Source organism: Marinomonas sp. PE14-40 (assembly GCF_051623805.1).
Lineage (GTDB): Bacteria > Pseudomonadota > Gammaproteobacteria > Pseudomonadales > Marinomonadaceae > Marinomonas.
Genome location: NZ_CP130700.1, coordinates 3,744,450 through 3,763,289 on the forward strand (window position 1 = coordinate 3,744,450; position 18,840 = coordinate 3,763,289).

Annotated in this window: 15 protein-coding genes; 8 read left to right on the forward strand and 7 right to left on the reverse strand. The window is 42.3% G+C overall.

Annotated elements, in window-relative coordinates:
• Positions 1-109 precede the first annotated feature (109 nt).
• Positions 110-2,002, forward strand: a complete 1,893-nt coding sequence (locus tag Q0A08_RS17370; protein ID WP_438462732.1) for a methyl-accepting chemotaxis protein — start codon at positions 110-112, stop codon at positions 2,000-2,002.
• A 125-nt stretch (positions 2,003-2,127) separates the two neighbouring features.
• The gene (locus Q0A08_RS17375) at positions 2,128-3,132 is read left to right on the forward strand and encodes an asparaginase domain-containing protein (RefSeq protein WP_438462733.1); all 1,005 of its coding nucleotides are present in this window, start codon (positions 2,128-2,130) and stop codon (positions 3,130-3,132) included.
• 108 nt (positions 3,133-3,240) lie between these two features.
• Here Q0A08_RS17375 and Q0A08_RS17380 read toward each other — a convergent pair whose 3' ends face one another.
• The 6 genes from Q0A08_RS17380 to Q0A08_RS17405 all read right to left on the reverse strand — a co-directional run bounded on the left by Q0A08_RS17380 (position 3,241) and on the right by Q0A08_RS17405 (position 9,420).
• On the reverse strand, positions 3,241-3,861 hold the full coding sequence (locus Q0A08_RS17380; protein ID WP_438462734.1) for a ubiquinone biosynthesis accessory factor UbiJ: 621 nt from the start codon (positions 3,859-3,861) through the stop codon (positions 3,241-3,243).
• 34 nt (positions 3,862-3,895) lie between these two features.
• Positions 3,896-4,279 (reverse strand): gamma-butyrobetaine hydroxylase-like domain-containing protein, encoded by a 384-nt coding sequence (locus tag Q0A08_RS17385; protein ID WP_438462735.1) that lies wholly within the window; start codon positions 4,277-4,279, stop codon positions 3,896-3,898.
• Positions 4,280-4,355: 76 nt separating this feature from the next.
• Positions 4,356-5,675, reverse strand: coding sequence for an ATP-dependent protease ATPase subunit HslU (hslU, locus tag Q0A08_RS17390; RefSeq protein WP_438462736.1), 1,320 nt, complete (start codon positions 5,673-5,675; stop codon positions 4,356-4,358).
• A 92-nt stretch (positions 5,676-5,767) separates the two neighbouring features.
• On the reverse strand, positions 5,768-6,325 hold the full coding sequence (hslV, locus tag Q0A08_RS17395) for an ATP-dependent protease subunit HslV (protein WP_438462737.1): 558 nt from the start codon (positions 6,323-6,325) through the stop codon (positions 5,768-5,770).
• Between the two features lie 190 nt (positions 6,326-6,515).
• Positions 6,516-7,142, reverse strand: coding sequence for an SPOR domain-containing protein (locus tag Q0A08_RS17400; RefSeq protein ID WP_438462738.1), 627 nt, complete (start codon positions 7,140-7,142; stop codon positions 6,516-6,518).
• A 46-nt stretch (positions 7,143-7,188) separates the two neighbouring features.
• Positions 7,189-9,420: a primosomal protein N' gene (locus tag Q0A08_RS17405; RefSeq protein ID WP_438467662.1), complete on the reverse strand. Its 2,232-nt coding sequence runs from the start codon at positions 9,418-9,420 to the stop codon at positions 7,189-7,191.
• 259 nt (positions 9,421-9,679) lie between these two features.
• On the opposite strand from Q0A08_RS17405, the gene rpmE reads away from it, so the two are divergent.
• From rpmE to Q0A08_RS17420, 3 genes are all read left to right on the forward strand, one after another.
• Positions 9,680-9,895 (forward strand): 50S ribosomal protein L31, encoded by a 216-nt coding sequence (gene rpmE, locus Q0A08_RS17410; protein WP_036179641.1) that lies wholly within the window; start codon positions 9,680-9,682, stop codon positions 9,893-9,895.
• A 22-nt stretch (positions 9,896-9,917) separates the two neighbouring features.
• Positions 9,918-10,730, forward strand: coding sequence for a thermonuclease family protein (locus Q0A08_RS17415; protein ID WP_438462739.1), 813 nt, complete (start codon positions 9,918-9,920; stop codon positions 10,728-10,730).
• 197 nt (positions 10,731-10,927) lie between these two features.
• Positions 10,928-12,190, forward strand: coding sequence for a malic enzyme-like NAD(P)-binding protein (locus tag Q0A08_RS17420; RefSeq protein WP_438462740.1), 1,263 nt, complete (start codon positions 10,928-10,930; stop codon positions 12,188-12,190).
• A gap of 659 nt (positions 12,191-12,849) precedes the next feature.
• On the opposite strand, the gene Q0A08_RS17425 is transcribed toward Q0A08_RS17420, so the two are convergent.
• On the reverse strand, positions 12,850-15,309 hold the full coding sequence (locus Q0A08_RS17425; protein ID WP_438462741.1) for a penicillin-binding protein 1A: 2,460 nt from the start codon (positions 15,307-15,309) through the stop codon (positions 12,850-12,852).
• Between the two features lie 412 nt (positions 15,310-15,721).
• Between Q0A08_RS17425 and Q0A08_RS17430 the strand changes: the two genes are divergently transcribed.
• Genes Q0A08_RS17430 through Q0A08_RS17440 form a run of 3 tightly spaced genes read left to right on the forward strand, consistent with a single transcriptional unit; the run spans position 15,722 to position 18,840 of the window.
• Complete coding sequence (locus Q0A08_RS17430) at positions 15,722-16,756, forward strand: hypothetical protein (protein WP_438462742.1); 1,035 nt, start codon at positions 15,722-15,724, stop codon at positions 16,754-16,756.
• Positions 16,728-17,657 (forward strand): hypothetical protein, encoded by a 930-nt coding sequence (locus tag Q0A08_RS17435; protein ID WP_438462743.1) that lies wholly within the window; start codon positions 16,728-16,730, stop codon positions 17,655-17,657. Before Q0A08_RS17430 ends, Q0A08_RS17435 begins: the two co-directional genes overlap by 29 nt.
• On the forward strand, positions 17,647-18,840 hold the full coding sequence (locus Q0A08_RS17440; protein ID WP_438462744.1) for a type II and III secretion system protein: 1,194 nt from the start codon (positions 17,647-17,649) through the stop codon (positions 18,838-18,840). The genes Q0A08_RS17435 and Q0A08_RS17440 overlap by 11 nt, the downstream gene beginning before the upstream one ends.

Consider the following 18,840-nt stretch of genomic DNA (forward strand, 5'->3'; position numbering starts at 1 on the left):
GTTTGCATAAGGTTACATTGCCTAAAAATTGTAGCCTTATGTGGTGGCTCACTGGTTTGTCATATAAGTTACATAAGGTACTTCTTTTAAAATTCAAAAAGGAAGTACCATGATTAAAGCTATGTTTCGCTTATCTGTTCGCAATACCTTATGGATAATTGCGTTGCTTGTAGTTTTCTCATTTGCTCTGTTATCAATGAGCAGCATGTATCGAATGAATCAAATGAGTGAGGTTGAAACGCTTGGAAGTCGCTTAGCCAATATTCAAAGCAAAATGTTGATTTTATTTAGAGATGAGAAAAACTTCGTTAGTGGCTTAGACATGCAAGACTTTGAATTAATGCAGCAAAGTAGCAAGGATTTACAGCAACAAGTCCTAATAATTAAGGGTAAATTTTCTGATTTAGATATTGATAGGGAAGGTCAGATAAATGAAGTCTTAAGTCTATTGCAGAGTTATCATCAAGCGGCTGAAAGTACCGCTGATCTTTTATTCTTAATTGGATTAGATGAAAAAAAAGGTTTGAGAGGGCAGCTAAGGCGCTCTATTCATCAGGTAGAAGGGCTACTTTCTGAAGTTAAAGCTAGCCCTGTTCTTATGGTTGATATGCTCACCTTAAGACGTAATGAAAAAGATTTTATAATCCGTAAGAACCCTAAATATTTAACAAAACATCAGGGTAATAGCGAGTTGTTCGAACGCGATATCAAAGCTACTAAGCTGACCGTGGACACTAAACAAAAATTAAATGACGGACTTGATGCTTATCGAGCTGCATTTGAGAAATTGGTTAACGCTCAGTTACGTCTTGGTCACTTAAAGGGACAAGGAGTGCTTGGCGAAATGCAGTCTGTAGCAGTCAAGTTAGAAGTCTTGATGGATCAACTTAGTACAGACTTAAGGCAGGATTTGACGCAAATTAAACAAGAATCTCATTGGTATAATATGTTGCTACTGATACTAGTGAGTTTGATTAGTAGTGCCTTACTACTTTTAATAAATCGCGCCATTACGCATAGATTGGATAGACTACAAAATCACTTAAAAGATTTTGCCGAAGGTGATGCGGACTTGACCGTATCATTAAATGAAGAGGGAAATGATGAATTTGCTCAATTGGGGCGCTCATTTAATTTATTTGTGCGTCGCTTACAGCATATTTTTATTAATACGAAGGACATTTCAACGCAGCTAGTCAATGCGGCTGAGCAGTCATCCTTAGCAGCTAAGCAAAGCCGTGACCACACTCAACAGCAAGAAGTTCAAGCTTATAAAGTGGCTGGAGCTGCTCAACAAATGCTGGATACATCTAGAGATATTTTCTCTCATATTCATAGTGCTGCTGAACAAGCTCTGCAAAGCAAATCTGTTGCGACTTCAGGACATAAAGTGTCCGATGTGGCGGGGGAGTCAATTAATACTCTGTCCCAGAGCATCGCACAAGCATCGGGCGTTATACAGCAGCTTAAAACAGATTCAGGCAATATCGGCATGGTGCTCGAAGTGATTCAAGACATTGCTGATCAAACTAACCTGTTAGCTTTAAATGCAGCGATAGAAGCAGCACGAGCGGGAGAAAGTGGTCGAGGTTTCGCAGTGGTTGCAGATGAAGTTAGAACCCTCGCAGGGCGTACGGGTGAATCAACGGAAGAAATTCAGCGCCTTATCGCACGTTTACAACAAGGAACTAAGGAATCTGTTGATGTTATGACAGCGAGCCAAAAAGATATGGATGCCAGTATTTTAAGTTCTCAGCAGAATATCGAAATGATTGGTGAAATTGTGAATAATATGAATAGTATCGTTGAAGTAAATCATACGATCTCTGCTGCATCAGAGCAGCAGATTCAAACATCAGAGAACATCAGCCAAGATGTTAGTGATATTGCTGAGCTTACAGTTAAAACACGCGCTGGTATTGTAGAGACGGACCAAGCAAGTGAAAACGTACTTCAGCTAGCAAGTGAATTGAATCAAATGGTGGGAGGTTATCGTACCTAAAACACTGTATCAGTTGGCTGATTAGTTCGACCATATCATCTCATGGTAGACAAAAACTTGCGCCTAAGTTTTATATCGGTAAGCTTCTAGCGCGTTAATCTGATTTTATTTGCTAGGGGAAGAGTATGAAAATTTATGTGGCTTACACAGGTGGCACGATTGGTATGGTGCCATCCGACCATGGATATGTGCCAGACGCCGCTTTTGCCGATGTGGTTTTGCAAAAGTTAACTCAATACAGCACAGAGCATGAATTTTCTGTTCACTGTTACCCAGAGCTTATCGATAGTTCCAATGCCGCCCCGTCTGATTGGGTCGCGATAGCCAATGATCTGCAATCTAAGTGGCAAGAGTATGATGGCTTCATGGTCTTACATGGGACGGATACCATGGCGTATACCTCATCGGCTCTAGCCTTTATGTTACAGAATCCGTCTAAGCCTGTGGTTGTCACTGGCTCTCAAATTCCTATGTTTAAAAGCCGTAACGATGCATTAGATAATGTTTACGGCGCCTTGGATGCCTTGTTAGAAGGGCCTAATGGTGTATTTCTTTTCTTTGGTGGTAAGTTGATAGAAGGGGCTCGTGCTCATAAAGCGAATACTAGCGCATTACAGGCTTTCTCATCACCTAATGCCTTACTAAGAGGCGAGCTGGGGATAGAGTGGAATTGGCGCAAAATGCACACTAAAAAAGGTGAACTGATTCAGATTCCTCAAATGCAAAATGATGCTGTAACCCTAGTGCCTATTTTCCCTGGATTGCAGGCTGCGCAAATTGAATCTTTGCTTTTCCCTCAAGGCAAAGAAGGCATTATAAAAGGGGCAGTGCTGTTAACTTATGGGGCGGGTAATGGTCCAGATGCTAATCCAGAGTTTTTAGCTTTGTTGAAAAAGGCCAGCGACTCAGGCTGCGTTATTGTTAATGTTAGCCAATGTGGCGCAGGTGCGGTTTCTGCCGGAACTTATGCTGCAGGTTCTGCTCTGGTAAAAGCGGGTGTGATTTCGGGCTTAGATATGACGTATGAAGCGGCATTTGCCAAGCTACATTTCTTGATTGCGACAAATGTAAAACCGGAAGTGATTAGAGAGACTTTTACGCAGCCTTTAGCATACGATGTTAGTGTGTAAGTAACTGCTTACTTATTGTGTCTTGACCAGTATATAATGAAAAGAGAAGCAAATGGCTTCTCTTTTTTTTATGCTCAATCTCATATTCATACTCAAACCCATAATAGGCTAAAGCTTATTTTTAACAAAGCGCATACGCGCTTCTAAACGGTCAAGAGAGGTTTCTAATTGCTCAAGGTCTTCGACAAAGTTGGTAAACTCTATCTTAGTGGGTAATAGGTCTGCTTCCTCTTGTAGATATTCAACCAGATTGAGTTTAAAGCTTTTACCTGTTTCTTTAGTCCATTGCCATTTACTACGTAGTAAAGGGGCAATAAATGAAGTGGGCATATCGCCAATTTTATCCGCTAGAATGCCTTCCCAATCCAGTTCGAAATTGGCAGAGACTTTATGTAAGGTCATGAGGGTCTGGGCATTACCTTGAATACGCAAATCCCCATCAAAGAAACCATCACCATCCAATAGTTTGCGGTAAGCAGAAGAGGCGCCTTTAACATGGGTATCTTGATTCTCATCCAGCCCTGCTTCGTTAACATTTGCAGGTAAACCCAAGGCAAGGCCTTGCTCTAAAATTTGAATCAAGATTAAAAGATTAAAGTCTTCGACTTCAATTAAGATCTGCTGGCCTGCCAACTTACTCAGTTTCTGCTGAGAAGGTTCATCCTGCACGAGAGCAAGATTGATTGCATGTTCGACGGCTTTTAAACCAGCTAGCGTAATAAGGCTCATATTATAGGACCTAAATAAGGTGAGAGTTAGAGGGTTATAGCTGCTTAAATTGAATGCTGCTTGATTGTCTCTGTTGGCCTTCCTGTTCTAGGCGTTGTAGGTATAGAGACCAAAGTTCAGCATGATTCTTACCTATATTATATAGGTAATCCCAGCTATAAAGCCCGGAATCATGACCATCATCAAAGCTAATTTTTAGGGCATAATTTCCAGCCGCTTCGAGGTTCATAATCGCCACATCTTTTTTGCCATGTTGTAAAATAGGCACCTGCATTCCATGGCCTCTTACTTCGGCTGAGGGTGAATGCACACGAAGATATTCGGCACTATAACGAAAGTTAAAACCATCGTTGAAAATGAGTTCAAGTTCTCGGCTTTGTTTATGGTAATGGATTTTGCTAGGTAAAGGCTTGCTCATTTGGCTTTCCACTTTTTAGGCTAGAAAGACAAAAGAGGTTCAATTGAACCTCTTTTGACAGTCTCAGTGCAGACTATTATAGGATATATCGGCTTAGATCTTCATCTTGAGAGACTTCACCTAGTTGCTCGTCAACATATTGAGCCGTGATCTCTACGCTTTGGCCCTCTGGCATATCACTTGCTGAATATGAAACTTCTTCCAACAATCGTTCTAAGACAGTATGTAAACGACGAGCACCAATATTTTCTGTGGTCTCATTTACTTTAAATGCTACTTCAGCAAGACGGTGGATGCCTTCTTCAGTGAAGTTAAGTGCAACACCTTCCGTAGCAGCAAGGGCAACATATTGCTTAGTTAGAGAGGCGCTTGGCTCAACTAAGATACGTTCAAAGTCCTCAACGGTAAGCGCGTCAAGCTCGACACGAATAGGTAGACGACCTTGCAGCTCAGGGATTAAGTCAGAAGGCTTAGATAAGTGGAAAGCACCAGAGGCAATGAATAGGATATGATCGGTTTTGATCATGCCGTACTTAGTGGTGACCGTGCACCCTTCAACTAAGGGTAGTAGGTCTCGTTGAACACCTTCTCGCGATACTTCACCGCTTGAGCGTTCAGAGCTTTTAGCCACCTTATCGATTTCGTCTAGGAAGACAATACCGTTTTGCTCAACGGCTTCTACCGCCTTGGCTTTTAGTTCATCTTCGTTGATAAGCTTAGCGGCTTCTTCGTCACGTACTTGGCGAAGAGCATCTTTCACTTTCATCTTACGTTTAGAGGTTTTATCGCCACCAAAGTTAGAGAACATGTTTTGCAACTGGTTGGTCATTTCTTCCATGCCAGGTGGTGTCATAATCTCAACGTTAGCGGCTTGTGCAGCCACATCGATATCGATTTCTTTATCGTCTAATTGGCCTTCACGTAGCTTTTTACGGAAAACTTGACGAGTGCTGCTGTCTTCAGTTGGTTCAACACCACGTGCTGGTGGTAATAGAGCATCTAGAATACGGTCTTCAGCAGCATCAGCCGCTTTATGCTGTAGGCGCTCACTGGCTTGTTCACGTAGCATTTTGATTGCCATTTCCACAAGATCGCGAATAATGGATTCAACATCACGACCGACATAACCGACTTCAGTAAATTTAGTTGCTTCGATCTTTATGAAAGGTGCGTTGGCAAGCTTTGCAAGGCGACGGGCTATTTCGGTTTTACCGACACCTGTTGGTCCTATCATCAAAATGTTTTTTGGTGTCACTTCTGCTCGCATCGCTTCAGGAAGCTGCATACGACGCCAGCGATTACGTAAAGCAATGGCTACGGCTCTTTTGGCAGATTGTTGTCCAATGATATGTTCGTCTAACGCGTTTACCGTTTCTCTTGGCGTCATCTTGCTCATAATCTTATCTCTTCGCTATTCATCATGATCTTATCTGCATCATGAGGGTATAAATTCAAATTTCCCACCAGATGTTTGGGGGCAAATAACCGTTAAACTGCTTGGGTATTATCTTCAAGCTGAGGGTCAATCGTGATGCATTCCACTGTTAGAGAGTGGTTAGTGAATACACAAATATCAGCGGCAATTTTTAGACTCTTTTCCACTATGTCTTGGGCTTTTAAGTCTGTGTTATCAATCAGTGCGCGTGCGGATGCTTCTGCATAGTTACCACCTGAACCTATCGCTAGGGCACCGTGTTCTGGCTCGACCACATCACCATTACCTGTGATGATGAGTGTGCTGTTTTTATTAGCAACAATCAGCATAGCTTCTAGCTTACGTAGAGCCTTATCTGAACGCCAATCTTTGGCTAACTCAACGGCTGCGCGAACGAGGTCGCCTTGGTATTTCTCTAATTGACCTTCGAAGCGTTCGAATAGGGTAAAAGCGTCTGCTGTGCCACCGGCAAAACCAGCAACAACTTCACCATGGTAAAGGCGGCGAACTTTGCGCGCATTACCTTTCATGACGGTATTGCCTAGGGATACTTGGCCATCTCCGCCAACAACGACTTGATTGCCTTTACGTACTGTTAGAATGGTTGTCATTGATCTACTCCAAATTCAATTAAAATAGAAAATGGGGGCAAGCAAGGACTTTTCAAGGATAGAGGTGACACATAGCGAAAAAGTCTTGCTCTTTTGTTGCTAAGGAAGCTGCGAATAACTCCTCCCGCCTCAGTCTGTGGATAAAACGCCTGAGACTTTAGATGAAAGTCGCAACTTAATCGCAGCTTCCCTAGTTTTCTTTAGGGATCTTGTAGGAGTAGGCTTGGATATCTTTGTTGGCCAACTTATCCTTAGCTCTGTTCATTTTTGAACGAGAAACAAATGGACCGATCACAACGCGATACCAAGGCTGACCGTTTTCCCCTATGGTCTTACGAATCTTGGTGTCCATACCAGACAAGATAAGATCTGCACGCATACGATCCGCATCTTTATTACTACGAAACGATGCCGCTTGAATCATATAAAGGAAGTCTTGCTCGCCTCGTGGTGTCGACTTGTAAGCGTCTACATGGCTGGTATCTACTTCACTGTCTTGTAGAATTTGGTAAAACTCAAAGTTTTCTTTTTCGTCTGTTTTCTTTGTTTCTTTCTTAACCGTTTTTGGCGCGGATTTTTTAGGTTCGCTGGCTTTTTTAGGTGCGATTTTTTCTTTTTTCACCACGGGAGCTGTGTCATTTTCAGGAGACACTTGGCTTAATTTAAATAGGGCAAAAATAAAGGCTAAAACCACGGCAGGGATTAATAACCACATCCACCATTTCACGGGTTTTGCTTTTGCCACAGGAGCCTGATGTCGAGTGGCACCTTTTTTGGATTGAGTCCCTTTACGGGCCATTTGAATAAAGTCGAACATGCTTCTCATTAAGGTTTAAAAAACTTGCCACATTATGCGCACTTGCTTAGTAAGTTTCTAGTGGGTCTACGTCAATTGCGAAGCGAACTTTGCGTGATTGCGTGCTTTTTTCTAACCATAGACTCAAATGCTCAACTAACTGGTGCAAAGGCGCTCTTTGTTTTGATTTTAGCGAGAGTAAATATCTATGCTGTCCTGCCTTCTTAACTATGATGGCAGCATAGGGGCCTAAATAATTTATTTCGTCTAATTGCTGTTGGTCCAACATTAAGCGTACTTGCTGCAACAGATTAAACGCCTCATCTTCATCATGTGATTCTGTTCGAATTAATACTTGATGACAAAAAGGCGGCCAATCTAAACGCTTTCTTTCTTGTAGCTCTTGCGCAGCGAAGGCTTGGTAACCTTGATCACATAATGTCAGTATCGACTCGTGGTCAGGATGGTAAGTTTGCAGCAGTACTTTACCGGGTTTACTTGATCTACCTGCTCGACCTGATACTTGCATGATGAGCTGAGCGGTTCTTTCCATACCGCGATAATCTGCTGAGAATAAACCGACGTCTGCGTCCATGACGACCACTAAAGTGACATTAGGAAAGTGATGTCCTTTCGCTAGCATTTGGGTACCGATCAGAATTGCTTGGTCGTGCTCATGAATCTTATTGGTAATTTGTGTCAGTGCTGACTTTCGCTGTGTGCTGTCTCTGTCGACTCGCAGAATAGGGGTATCTTTAAACGCTTTGTTTAACTGAATCTCTATTTGTTCAGTCCCTTCGCCCACGGTAGAAAGCTTTTCACTGCCGCATTCTGGGCATGAATAAACTAAAGCCTGATGTCGGTCGCAGTGATGACAATGCAGTTTGTTCGCTTTTTTATGGACAGTTAAATTAACATCACAATGTTCGCACTCAGCAATCCAACCACAACTGTGGCACATCAACGTTGGCGCATAACCTCGGCGATTTAAAAAAATCAGGACTTGCTCTTTCTTCGCTAAGGTTGCCTGCATAGCGGTGAGTGTCGTTTCGCTAAAACCATAAAAAAGAGTCTCGCCTCTTAGGTCAACCCGTGTCATTTCTGGTAGCTTGGCATTACCCGCTCTCTGGCGTAGCTTGAGCCACTGGTATTTGTTTTGCCATGCGTTTAAGAGGCTTTCAAAACAGGGGGTGGCACTACCAAGAATGACAGGGACTTTCGCCGCTTGTGCTCTGACTATTGCAAGGTCCCTAGCATGATAGCGAAAACCTTCTTGCTGTTTATAAGAGGCATCATGCTCTTCATCTATGATAATAAGGCCTAAATCAGGGCAGGGAACAAAGATACCAGAACGGGTCCCTATGATGACTTTGGCTCGACTTTGTCGTGCCATCAACCAAGCATCTAGCCTTTCTCTGTCGTTCATATTTGAATGCAATAGCACTATGTCGGTATTAAAACGGTTTTCAAAGCGTTTCAGTGTTTGTGGTGTTAAACCTATCTCAGGGACTAATACGAGTGTTTGTTTGTCCTGCTGTATCATTGCTTCGATTAAGCGTAAGTAAATCTCAGTTTTACCACTGCCTGTGATGCCATCTAATAAAGACACATTAAACTCATTCAGCTTGGGCATAAGCGTATCTAATGCTTGGGCTTGTTCTGCATTTAATGTATGTGGCACTTCTTTTTGATGGCCGTGATGCTCAACATTTTTGCTAAAGTGTTTTTGCACTCGTTGAATCAGCTGTTTTTCTTCTAGCGCTTTTGCCGCACTGGCGGAGAGGGAGTTTAAGGACATCAGTTGTGGGCTAATGCCATTGGCATGACTTTGCACAGCGGCTAAGAAATCTTGCTGCCTTGGGGCGCGTTTTAATTCAGCAGGGTTAAATGACTTACCTAGTTCTGTAATACACCACCAGTTTTCTGTTCTGAAGTCCGCTTTTTCGCCTTTACGTAATAGGACTGGCATCGCGTGAAAAAGCACTTCACCTATCGGGTGGTGGTAATACCTCTGGGCCCAAGTGGCGAGCTTTAGAATCTCATCATCCAGTACCGGTTGATCGTCGTGCAATGAGGTAATTGGCTTAACTTGGTTCTCATCCCACTCAGTGTCATAACTTAAGGCCGCGATGATGGCAAAGCGAGTGCTATTGCCAAAGGGAACCTTAATGCGCATGCCCACTTTTAACTCATGCCTTAAGGCAATTGCCTTAGGAACCTTGTAGTCAAACAAAGTGCGCATAGGCACTGCTAAGGCAACTTTGACAAAAGGATGAGGAGTTAATAGCGCTTCATGCATAGACACGGCTTAGCCTTAATCGAGATTGAGTTTGTTATCTTATTGGATTTTAAACTTTTTTTAGCGTGAACGCCTGATTAGCGCAATAATCAATACAAAATAACTTGCCGAAAGTGCTAATGAGGCCTAAAATACGCGGCTCTTGGAACCAGTGTACAATGTCTGTACAACGAATTGTGCGGTGCTTGACTCTCTTTTAACCTTTGATGTTAATAGACAAGATCATGTGGCGGCACACCAAAACTTAAAGGCGATCGTTATGAAAAAAGATATCCATCCTACTTATGCAGCGATTACAGCAACTTGTACTTGCGGTAATACACTAAACCTAAACACTACTTTAGGTAAAGATCTTCACATTGATGTGTGCAGCCAATGCCACCCTTTCTACACAGGTCAGCAAAAAATGCTTGATACTGGTGGTCGTGTTGATCGTTTCAACAAGCGTTTCGGAGCTCGTCGTTCTACTAAGTAATATTTTGATATTATTTAATCGAATGATTAACTCTCAAAAAAAGCGTCAACTTAGGTTGGCGCTTTTTTTATGCCTATTGCTCAGTACTTCTGCTTTTAGCTCCCCTTTATTTGCTTCTGCCACCCCCTCTTTTTGTTTGGCTCAAGGCCAAGTCACGAAGGCGTTTGTAACTCATGTTGTGGATGGGGACACGCTTATTTTAAAAGCAGAAAATGGGGAGAAGGATAAAAGCATTAGGCTGGTGGGAGTGAACACCCCCGAACTTGATCATAAAGAGGGCTTACATCAAGCATTCGCTTGGCAAGCCTTTCAATTTTTAAAGTCCTTTGAGCATAAGTACATCTATTATCAAGAAGGTCCTGATAAAAGGGATAGATATGGACGCTATTTATACTACTTATTTGATATTGATCGAATTTCAATAGGAAGTCAGTTAATATCTCAAGGATTAGGTTATCGAATTGCGATACCGCCGAATATTAAATACCAATCTTGTTTAATTAAGGCAGAAGCGCAGGCACAAGAGCAGCAGCTCGGAGTCTGGCGCAAGAAACAACAATGGCAGCCACAAGCGGGTTTTGTTGTCGCAAATGTAACCATAACTTCTGTTACCCGCAACCGTGGTGGATGGTGGCTAAAAACCAAACAGGGATTAGTTATCAATTTACCAAAAGTTTATGCTGATCAGTGGTCCGAATCTAGCGCTTTTCATTTAGAGGGGCAGCGCCTTCAAGTGAGAGGATGGCAGTATTTTAGAGCATCTAAAAAAGCCGAACATAAGTCATGGGTTTTGTTGATAAAACACCCCAATGATTTGCAGTTAGTACTAGAATAGGACTGTCCCAGAATAATATTGCAAAATATTGGTGTTTTTTTCACGATATGAAAATTTTATTCTGGTATTTATTCTCTAAAAGAGAAACTATATACAGATAAGTTATTATTGGTTTTTTGCCAATAAAGTTAGAGTAAAGCTGCACTAAAAAAATAATCTAATAATTGTCTAATAACACCTAAACGGAAATCAATACAATGGCCGAAGATTTGAAACAAGCCGCGCTTGAATATCATGAACACCCAGTTCCAGGAAAGCTAAGTGTGACTATCACTAAGTCTACAGAGACAGCTCGTGACCTGTCTTTAGCGTATAGCCCTGGTGTTGCTGAACCTTGCCGTGAAATTGCAAAAGATCCTGAAACAGCGTATCGCTACACAGGTAAAGGTAACCTAGTTGCCGTAATTTCTGATGGTTCTGCTATTCTAGGTCTAGGTAATCTTGGCCCATTAGCTTCAAAACCAGTTATGGAAGGTAAAGGCGTACTTTTCAAACGCTTTGCTGGTGTTAACTCGGTTGATGTTGAAGTTGAATCTGAAAGCCCACAAGCGTTTATCGATACTGTTGCTCGTATCGCGAACACATATGGCGGTATCAACCTAGAAGATATTAAAGCACCTGAATGTTTTGAGATTGAGCGTCAGCTGATCGAAAAATGTAGCATTCCTGTGTTCCATGATGACCAACACGGTACAGCGATTGTAACGGCTGCGGGTCTATTAAACGCACTTGAGCTTCAAGGTAAAGATATTGCGACTGCAAAAATCGTTTGCCTAGGTGCGGGTGCTGCTGCGACAGCATGCATGAAACTTATCATCAGCTGTGGTGCACAACGTGAAAACATTTATGTATTGGACCGTAAGGGTGTAATCCACTCTGGTCGTGATGACCTAAACCAATACAAGGCAATGTTCGCTATCGATACTGATAAGCGCACTTTGGACGATGCAATTGATGGTGCTGATGTATTTATCGGTGTATCTGGTCCTAACCTATTGTCTGCAGAGCAACTAACAAAAATGGCTGCTAACCCAGTTGTCTTTGCTTGTTCTAACCCAGATCCAGAAATCAGCCCAGAATTGGCTCACGCAACACGTGATGACCTAATCATGGCAACAGGTCGTTCTGACTACCCTAACCAGGTAAACAACGTACTTGGCTTCCCATTCATCTTCCGTGGCGCACTAGATGTTCGTGCTACTAAGATCAATGAAGAAATGAAAGTTGCTGCTGTACATGCGCTTAAAGATCTAGCGAAAGAGCCAGCTCCAGCGGAAGTTGTTGCTGCTTACAATGGCGAAGTAATGGAATTTGGTAAGGCTTACATCTTGCCTAAGCCACTAGATAGCCGTCTTTTGACTGTTGTATCTGGTGCTGTTGCACAAGCTGCTGTTGATTCAGGTGTAGCGTCTCTACCTTACCCTGACTTCTACCCACTAACAGATCTAGAACGCTTCTAAGACTGTTATTAGGTATTGAAAAAGCCGGATTTTAGATCCGGTTTTTTTGTGTCTATAGAAAAAGAGCTTTACTCTATAGGCATAGCAAATGAGGCATGCTTAGCGGTTTTACGATTTACCTCAGGTATTTAAATAAAGACTTTTGTTAAAGTTGAGCAAGTAATAACAGCTATATTATTAATGCAAACGGGCATGGAGGCCTAAGATAAGATGAATAAGTATATTAAAAACCTCCCCATCCTGTTAAAAGGTTTAGGCCTTGCCTTCAAGAACTTTTTTACCCGAAAAGATTGGGGGGGTGTGAAAAATAAACCCTCTAAAAAGTTGCAACCTGTTGCTAAACGGACTAAGAGTAGGGATTGGGATTGGGCTAGGGTTAGGGCTAGGGTTAGGGCTAGGGTTAGGGATAGGAGAAGTTAAAGCGATTAGATCGCTAATGTTAGTGTGATCTATTCATTTTGAGGTCTGATTTTAGGGAGCGAAATCTGGATTTTAACAGCGGGCTCTAGGGCATTTAAAACTGGAGCGCTGTTGCGAAAAGCCTTTTCTCCTTCGCTGCCATCCTTTTCATTAACGTTTGCTAGCAAGTGAATACCCTGTTGAAGGTTTCAACAGGGTGTGGGTAAGGTGTGTTTGAAAGAGGGTTAATCTAATTTGAATTAGAAGAGCTCTTCTAAAATAGGCTCTTCTTTGGCTTCAATGATTTCATTAATGCCGGCATTATCAGAACTAATGGTGCCGGTTTGGGTACTGGCTAATTTCATCTCTGGCACATTCTCTTCGCGGAAAACTTCAAAGATGGCATCTTTTTGGCCAGGCTGTGCACGATCTCCCGTTTTAGGGTCGATTCTCACTGTGACTAGGCTTGAGGGTTTGTCGATGTAAGAGGGCTCGGTGTTGGCCAAGGCATCACGCATATACTCGATCCAAGTTGGCAATGAAACTGACCCGCCCCATTCGCCACGGCCAAGAGGTTGTGAGTTGTCAAAGCCGCTCCATACAGTGGTCACTACATCCCCATTAAAGCCTGAGAACCAAGCATCACGGCCATCGTTAGTGGTGCCTGTTTTACCTGCAATATCATCGCGCTTAAGTACACGGGCACGTCGACCTGTACCGTATTTAATCACATCACGCATCATGTCATAGACGATGTAATCGACTTCTGGGTCTAGCACCTGAGGAGCAACGGGCAGAGTTTGAACCCCTTCATCTGTGTCGAATAGGGCACTTGCTAGAGACTCTTCTGTTTCTTCTTCTAGCTCAAGTGGCGTACAACGTTCGCACACAGTAATAGGTCTGGAACGATATAATTCTTCACCGTCACGGCCTAATACTTTGTCGATAATATAAGGCTTAACTTGGAAACCACCGTTAGATAAAACAGCGTAACCTGTGGCAATTTGTAAGGGAGATAAGTTAGCACTACCAAGCGATAAGGAGAGGTTGTTGGGCAACTCTTGTGGATCAAAGCCAAAACGACGTAGGAACTCAAGCGTTGGCCTCACTCCCATTTCGTCCAGCAATCTTACAGATACAATATTTTGTGAGCGATACAAGGCTTGGCGAATTCGAGTGGGGCCATAAAACTTGCCGCCATCATTCGTCGGACGCCAAGCACTGGCAAGGTTCGGGTCGTTAAAGACCACTGGCGCATCATTAATAATGCTCGCTGCGCTATAACCAGATGAAATCGCGCTAGAGTAGATAAAAGGTTTAAAACTAGAGCCAGGTTGGCGTTTTGACTGAGTCACACGGTTAAATTTGTTATGGCTAAAGTTAAGGCCGCCCACTAAGGACTGAATGGCGCCATTTTTGCTGTTTAATGAAATAAGTGCGCTCTGTGCTAATGGAATTTGAGAAAGCTTCCAACCAAGTTTGCTATCAGGTTTGACACGAACAATGTCACCTTTTACCAAGATGTCTTGAACTGACTTTGGTTTAGCACCTTGTTGGTCATTATCAATAAAGGGTTTTGCCCATTTCATTGCATTCCAGCTAAGTTCGGCTCTCTCGCCGTTATCAAGACGAATTTCGGCGGTCTTTTCTTCAGTCGATAACACTAAAGCTGATTGCCATTTGCCAACTTTAGAGAACTTCTTCAGCTCTTTAACTTGCTCTTCTAGCGATGCTTCAACAAGGTCTGGGCGGGTCTCATCTGAGCCTCGATAACCATGGCGTTCGTCATAACTTGAGAGGCCAAAGAGAATTGCGTCATTAGCGGACTCTTGTAGGCGAGAGTCTATGGTGGTGTAAACGCTCATGCCTTCTTCATAAAGGGCTTTACCAAAGGTTTGGAATAGCTCAGCACGCACCATCTCAGCCACATAATCTGCGCTAACTTCAGATTGGATACCATAGTTCTTAGCGGTGATCGGAGCAGCTACCGCTTCTTCGTAGCTGTCTTTATTAATCATGCCAAGGAAAAGCATGCGCTGCAAAATCCAGTTACGACGAATCAAAGCACGGGAAGGGCGGTTGATAGGGTTGAAGCTTGAAGGCGCTTTGGGTAAACCAGCAATCATGGCAATTTGGGCCAGATTTAGCTTATCCAGTGTGGTGTTGTAATACACTTGCGCCGCGGCTTGGAAACCATAGGAACTTTTACCCAAGTAAATTTTATTCATGTAGAGCTCAAGTATTTCTTGCTTGGAGAGCTCTTGCTCCATTTTTAGCGCGATAATAATTTCGGTAAATTTACGAACGAAGGTTTGTTCAAATGTGAGGAAGTAGTTTCTCGCAACCTGCATTGTGATGGTACTACCACCGCCGACTATATGGCCTGTGGTAAGAATTTGTAGTGCTGAACGTGCCAGACCCATAATGTCGACACCAGGGTGGCCGTAGAAGTTACTGTCTTCGGCGGCAAGTACGGCACCTTCTAACATCGCAGGGATTTGTTCATAAGAAATTGGGGTGCGACGCTTTTCTCCAAATTCTTCAATCAACTTACCATCTAAGGTGTAAATACGCAGAGGCACCTGTAATTCGGTCGCTCGCATTTCTTCAACGGTAGGGATTTTATCTTCAACGCTTTTGTAAAAAGCATAAGAGATACCAACTGCTGAGATTGCGCCAAACAAAGATAGTAATAAGAATATTTTTAAAAAACGGGCCATGTCTCACCTAGGTTGGAGAAATTGTAAAAAGAACAGTATTAACAATTGACCAGATTATACCTAATTGTACTTAGCTTGCGGGGATTAACTTGATCTATCTCTGTATCAATTTTGTCATTGTTTTGAGTCTGTTAAGTGCAAAAGGTTTCACTTTTCTGGAATGAAAGCCCGACAAAGCACGTATTTTTAAGGGACTTTATTAGTAAAAGGTTAAAACATGATATGCGTTTTTGTTTTATAGGGAAAAATAAACTATTTTATTTGAGTGGAAGAATCATTTATTTAATTTATAAAAAGAGAAGGTCAGCAAGAACTTAGCCTGATGTTGGTCAGTATAATAGGTGAGTTTATTGCTAGGAGTGGCCAGTAAATAAACACGATTATGAATTAACACAAAATTCAAGGATGGATTATGTGGTTAACAAAGTACTACCTACTGGTGTGTTTACCTGAAGGCATTTGTTTTTATGATTTAAGCCTTAATAACAAACAAGGCTATAAATCATTAGCGGATTTGCTGTTATTGCAACAAAGTTTACACTTGTCGATGGATGAGTATCTGTCTCAAGATGTTTGCCTTGATTTAAACAAGCAAGAAAGAAAGTTGCTGACATCCCCTTTCTGCCAAGTGTTTTTGCTTGTGCCGGATGCTTGGATCAGGTCAATAGAAACTCTGCTTCCCTTAACCGATTCTCGTCAAGTTAAAAGTCTCGCAGCCTTGGCTTTAGCATCTGAAGTCAGTCATTTAGCTCCCGAGCGAGTTTGCTATCGCTATAGGGTTAATGGACAAGATGATGAGTGGCAACTTAGTGTGACAACCGCGCCCAAAGGCATCTATGATTTTATAAGTGAACAACTCCCCAAAGTATCGCGCTTTAAGGGGCTTATTCCCCAACAAGATTGTCAGCAATTACTACTGAATCACACTATGAAACACCCGCATAAACAGCTGGCCAGCTTAAGCATCAAGCCTAGCTTTAAACAAACAAATTTTACCGCTTCACAATATGCGCGTCGTTGGGTGGCTTTGTTGTGTTTGGTTTTTGTCTCTCAGCTGGTTTTACTCTTTAGCTTTGAGTCTGAAAAGCAGCGTTTGGATAAGGCGGCTTTTCATCTTGAACAGACTCAATACAATAGTGTGACCTTGGCGAAAGTGAGCCCTAATCAAGCCAGTATTATCGCCAAAAAGATGATGCAGATTTTACCTTTAGACATACGTATAAATTCAATCTCAAATGAAAAAAATACTTCATGGTTAGGGATTAGTATCGATAGTGAGCAGTTGCTAACAGGGTTTTCTAGTTGGCAACAAAAATGGAAAAATGTAGAGCTGACACTTATGGATGAGTGGCAGCAGCCTATTAATCTTGAAGATATTGAACAAAAATATCCGGCGACAAGAACAAGGAGTGTTCTAAATGTTGTTATTCAGATCCAACAGCGATGAAAAGCCTTTTGTAAGGGCTTCTGGCAATTCCCCGATTCAGATGAAGGCCTTTGTTTGGCCGCCCATTAGTTTGGTGGCCGCCATAACCATTTTTATCTTGGCGAGTTTGGCTTGGTATCCAAGCTTTACTAGTTTAAAAGAGGAAACCTTGGCCATAGAGCAGCATCAAAAAAAAGTACTGAGACAAAGTGAGACGCTGCAAAACCTACTGGATAAATCCAATCAGCCCACTTGGTTGGAAAGCTACTCTTGGCTAACTTGGCAGGCAGAAACTGAAAGGCCTGATTTCTTTAATAAAGAGGGATTCAATAACAATGAGAGAGGGGCTGCGCCCTTGCTGTTTTATATTTCTTTGCAAGGTGTTTCTAGTTATAGGGAGTGGATGTTGGTATTGAATAAGCTATTCGATCAGTATTCATTAAGGCCTAATTATGAGCAAATTTATTGGTTAGAAAATGGTTTGTTAGATATGAATCTACAGCTGCAATTCGTTCCTAAGAAGTTTGCTGTGAAAAAATACCAGCCGTTACCTAATCGACTTTATCAAACATGGCCAAAAGACATTGAAGTACTTGCGGCATTAAAATGGCAGGATAGGCATCTTCTTAAAATGCGTATTGAAGAGATAAATATGACTCTTAAGGTAGGTGATTGGATACCTGCTTTAGCGGCTAATCTGGTATCACTAAACGATACACAAGCTACTTTTCGACAGCAATATGTTAACGCCTTCTCAGCTGACTATACGCAATCCGATCTTGTATTGAACTATTTGAATAGGGCTGACTTTACTGATGTGAGCTTAAAGTTAGATCTCAACCTAGAGCGAAATGCACAGAGCAACACCGATGCTGCATCCCAAATAGCGTTTCGATATGAGAGGCAGGAGGATGATATCTAAGCTTTATTTAACTCTGTTTTTCAGCTTATTTAGCATGCATATTTCGGCTATGGATGTGCAGGTGAAAGATAAAAACATTCAAGATTTCTTACCTTGGCTCGCTGCAGAAACGGGTAATAGCATTATGCTAAGTCCTGCGGTCCAATCAAACTTAAGTTTGTCTTTAACTGGAGTTGATTGGCATGAGCTGATGCAAGCGATTGCGACTCAACATAAGTTAGATTTAACTTGGTCAGAAAATACGGCGATCCTGATGCCGCAAAGACTGACACCTGATAATCAAGCATCCACATTTGAACGGCAAAATGAAAATCATGTGGCCTGTACTACTCGTTTTTGGCATCTGGAACATGCATTAGCTGAGAAGGTCAGCCAGCATCTGAAGCTTCTCTATCCAAACTTGGTCACCTCATTTGATAGAAGAACCAATTCTATTGTGAGTCGTAGTTGTAAGCCTCTGCAAGCACTTGAAGACACTATTACTTGGCTTGACTCTCCCGTAAGGCAAATAGAAATAAGTGCGCGTATTGCGCAAGTGCAAAATGCTTCTGAGAAACAGATAGGTGTACAGTGGCAGGGGCAAATGCTTGGTGACACCTTATCGACCGCTGAAGGCCTTGTTGATTTAGCAACGACTAGCGCGACCTCTGGATTATCATTTGCCGTAACAAAAAGTGATGATCTGTTGGCATTAAACCTAAGTTTTCTAGAGTCTAATGGTTTAGCGAATATCGTCTCTGAACCTAAAATAGTGACCGCCGAAGGGCAAATGGCTCGTATCGAATCAGGTACAGAGGTGCCTTACCAAACTACGGATGATGACGGGACGCGTGTTGAGTTTAAACAAGCTGGTCTCACTTTAGAAGTTATCCCATTTGTTAAAAAAGGGAACAAGGTGCAGCTGAGTTTGAAAATACATCAGGATGCAGTCGGAGAAATGTATAACGGCGTACCTAGTATCGAAACCAACCGAATTAATACTCAAGTTGTTGTGGGTAACGAAGAAACATTAATTCTGGGTGGTATATATAGGGATGAGGTATGGGAGAGTATGAGTAAAGTTCCATTTTTGGGGGACTTACCTTTAGTGGGTGCCTTGTTTCGGCAACAGACTCAAAGGCAAGAAAAAGTCGAATTACTTGTATTTATTACCCCAAAACTGCTACAAATGTCTTATTACTAG

Excerpts from the sequence above, each read along its gene's own strand:
- hslV (WP_438462737.1), bottom strand. The coding sequence starts at position 6,325 with ATGACAACCATTCTAACAGTACGTAAAGGCAATCAAGTCGTTGTTGGC.
- Q0A08_RS17435 (WP_438462743.1), top strand. The coding sequence starts at position 16,728 with ATGTTGTTATTCAGATCCAACAGCGATGAAAAGCCTTTTGTAAGGGCT.
- Q0A08_RS17370 (WP_438462732.1), top strand. The coding sequence starts at position 110 with ATGATTAAAGCTATGTTTCGCTTATCTGTTCGCAATACCTTATGGATA.
- Q0A08_RS17380 (WP_438462734.1), bottom strand. The coding sequence starts at position 3,861 with ATGAGCCTTATTACGCTAGCTGGTTTAAAAGCCGTCGAACATGCAATC.
- Q0A08_RS17440 (WP_438462744.1), top strand. The coding sequence starts at position 17,647 with ATGATATCTAAGCTTTATTTAACTCTGTTTTTCAGCTTATTTAGCATG.
- hslU (WP_438462736.1), bottom strand. The coding sequence starts at position 5,675 with ATGAGCAAGATGACGCCAAGAGAAACGGTAAACGCGTTAGACGAACAT.
- Q0A08_RS17420 (WP_438462740.1), top strand. The coding sequence starts at position 10,928 with ATGGCCGAAGATTTGAAACAAGCCGCGCTTGAATATCATGAACACCCA.
- Q0A08_RS17425 (WP_438462741.1), bottom strand. The coding sequence starts at position 15,309 with ATGGCCCGTTTTTTAAAAATATTCTTATTACTATCTTTGTTTGGCGCA.
- Q0A08_RS17385 (WP_438462735.1), bottom strand. The coding sequence starts at position 4,279 with ATGAGCAAGCCTTTACCTAGCAAAATCCATTACCATAAACAAAGCCGA.
- rpmE (WP_036179641.1), top strand. The coding sequence starts at position 9,680 with ATGAAAAAAGATATCCATCCTACTTATGCAGCGATTACAGCAACTTGT.
- Q0A08_RS17405 (WP_438467662.1), bottom strand. The coding sequence starts at position 9,420 with ATGCATGAAGCGCTATTAACTCCTCATCCTTTTGTCAAAGTTGCCTTA.
- Q0A08_RS17400 (WP_438462738.1), bottom strand. The coding sequence starts at position 7,142 with ATGTTCGACTTTATTCAAATGGCCCGTAAAGGGACTCAATCCAAAAAA.
- Q0A08_RS17415 (WP_438462739.1), top strand. The coding sequence starts at position 9,918 with ATGATTAACTCTCAAAAAAAGCGTCAACTTAGGTTGGCGCTTTTTTTA.
- Q0A08_RS17375 (WP_438462733.1), top strand. The coding sequence starts at position 2,128 with ATGAAAATTTATGTGGCTTACACAGGTGGCACGATTGGTATGGTGCCA.
- Q0A08_RS17430 (WP_438462742.1), top strand. The coding sequence starts at position 15,722 with ATGTGGTTAACAAAGTACTACCTACTGGTGTGTTTACCTGAAGGCATT.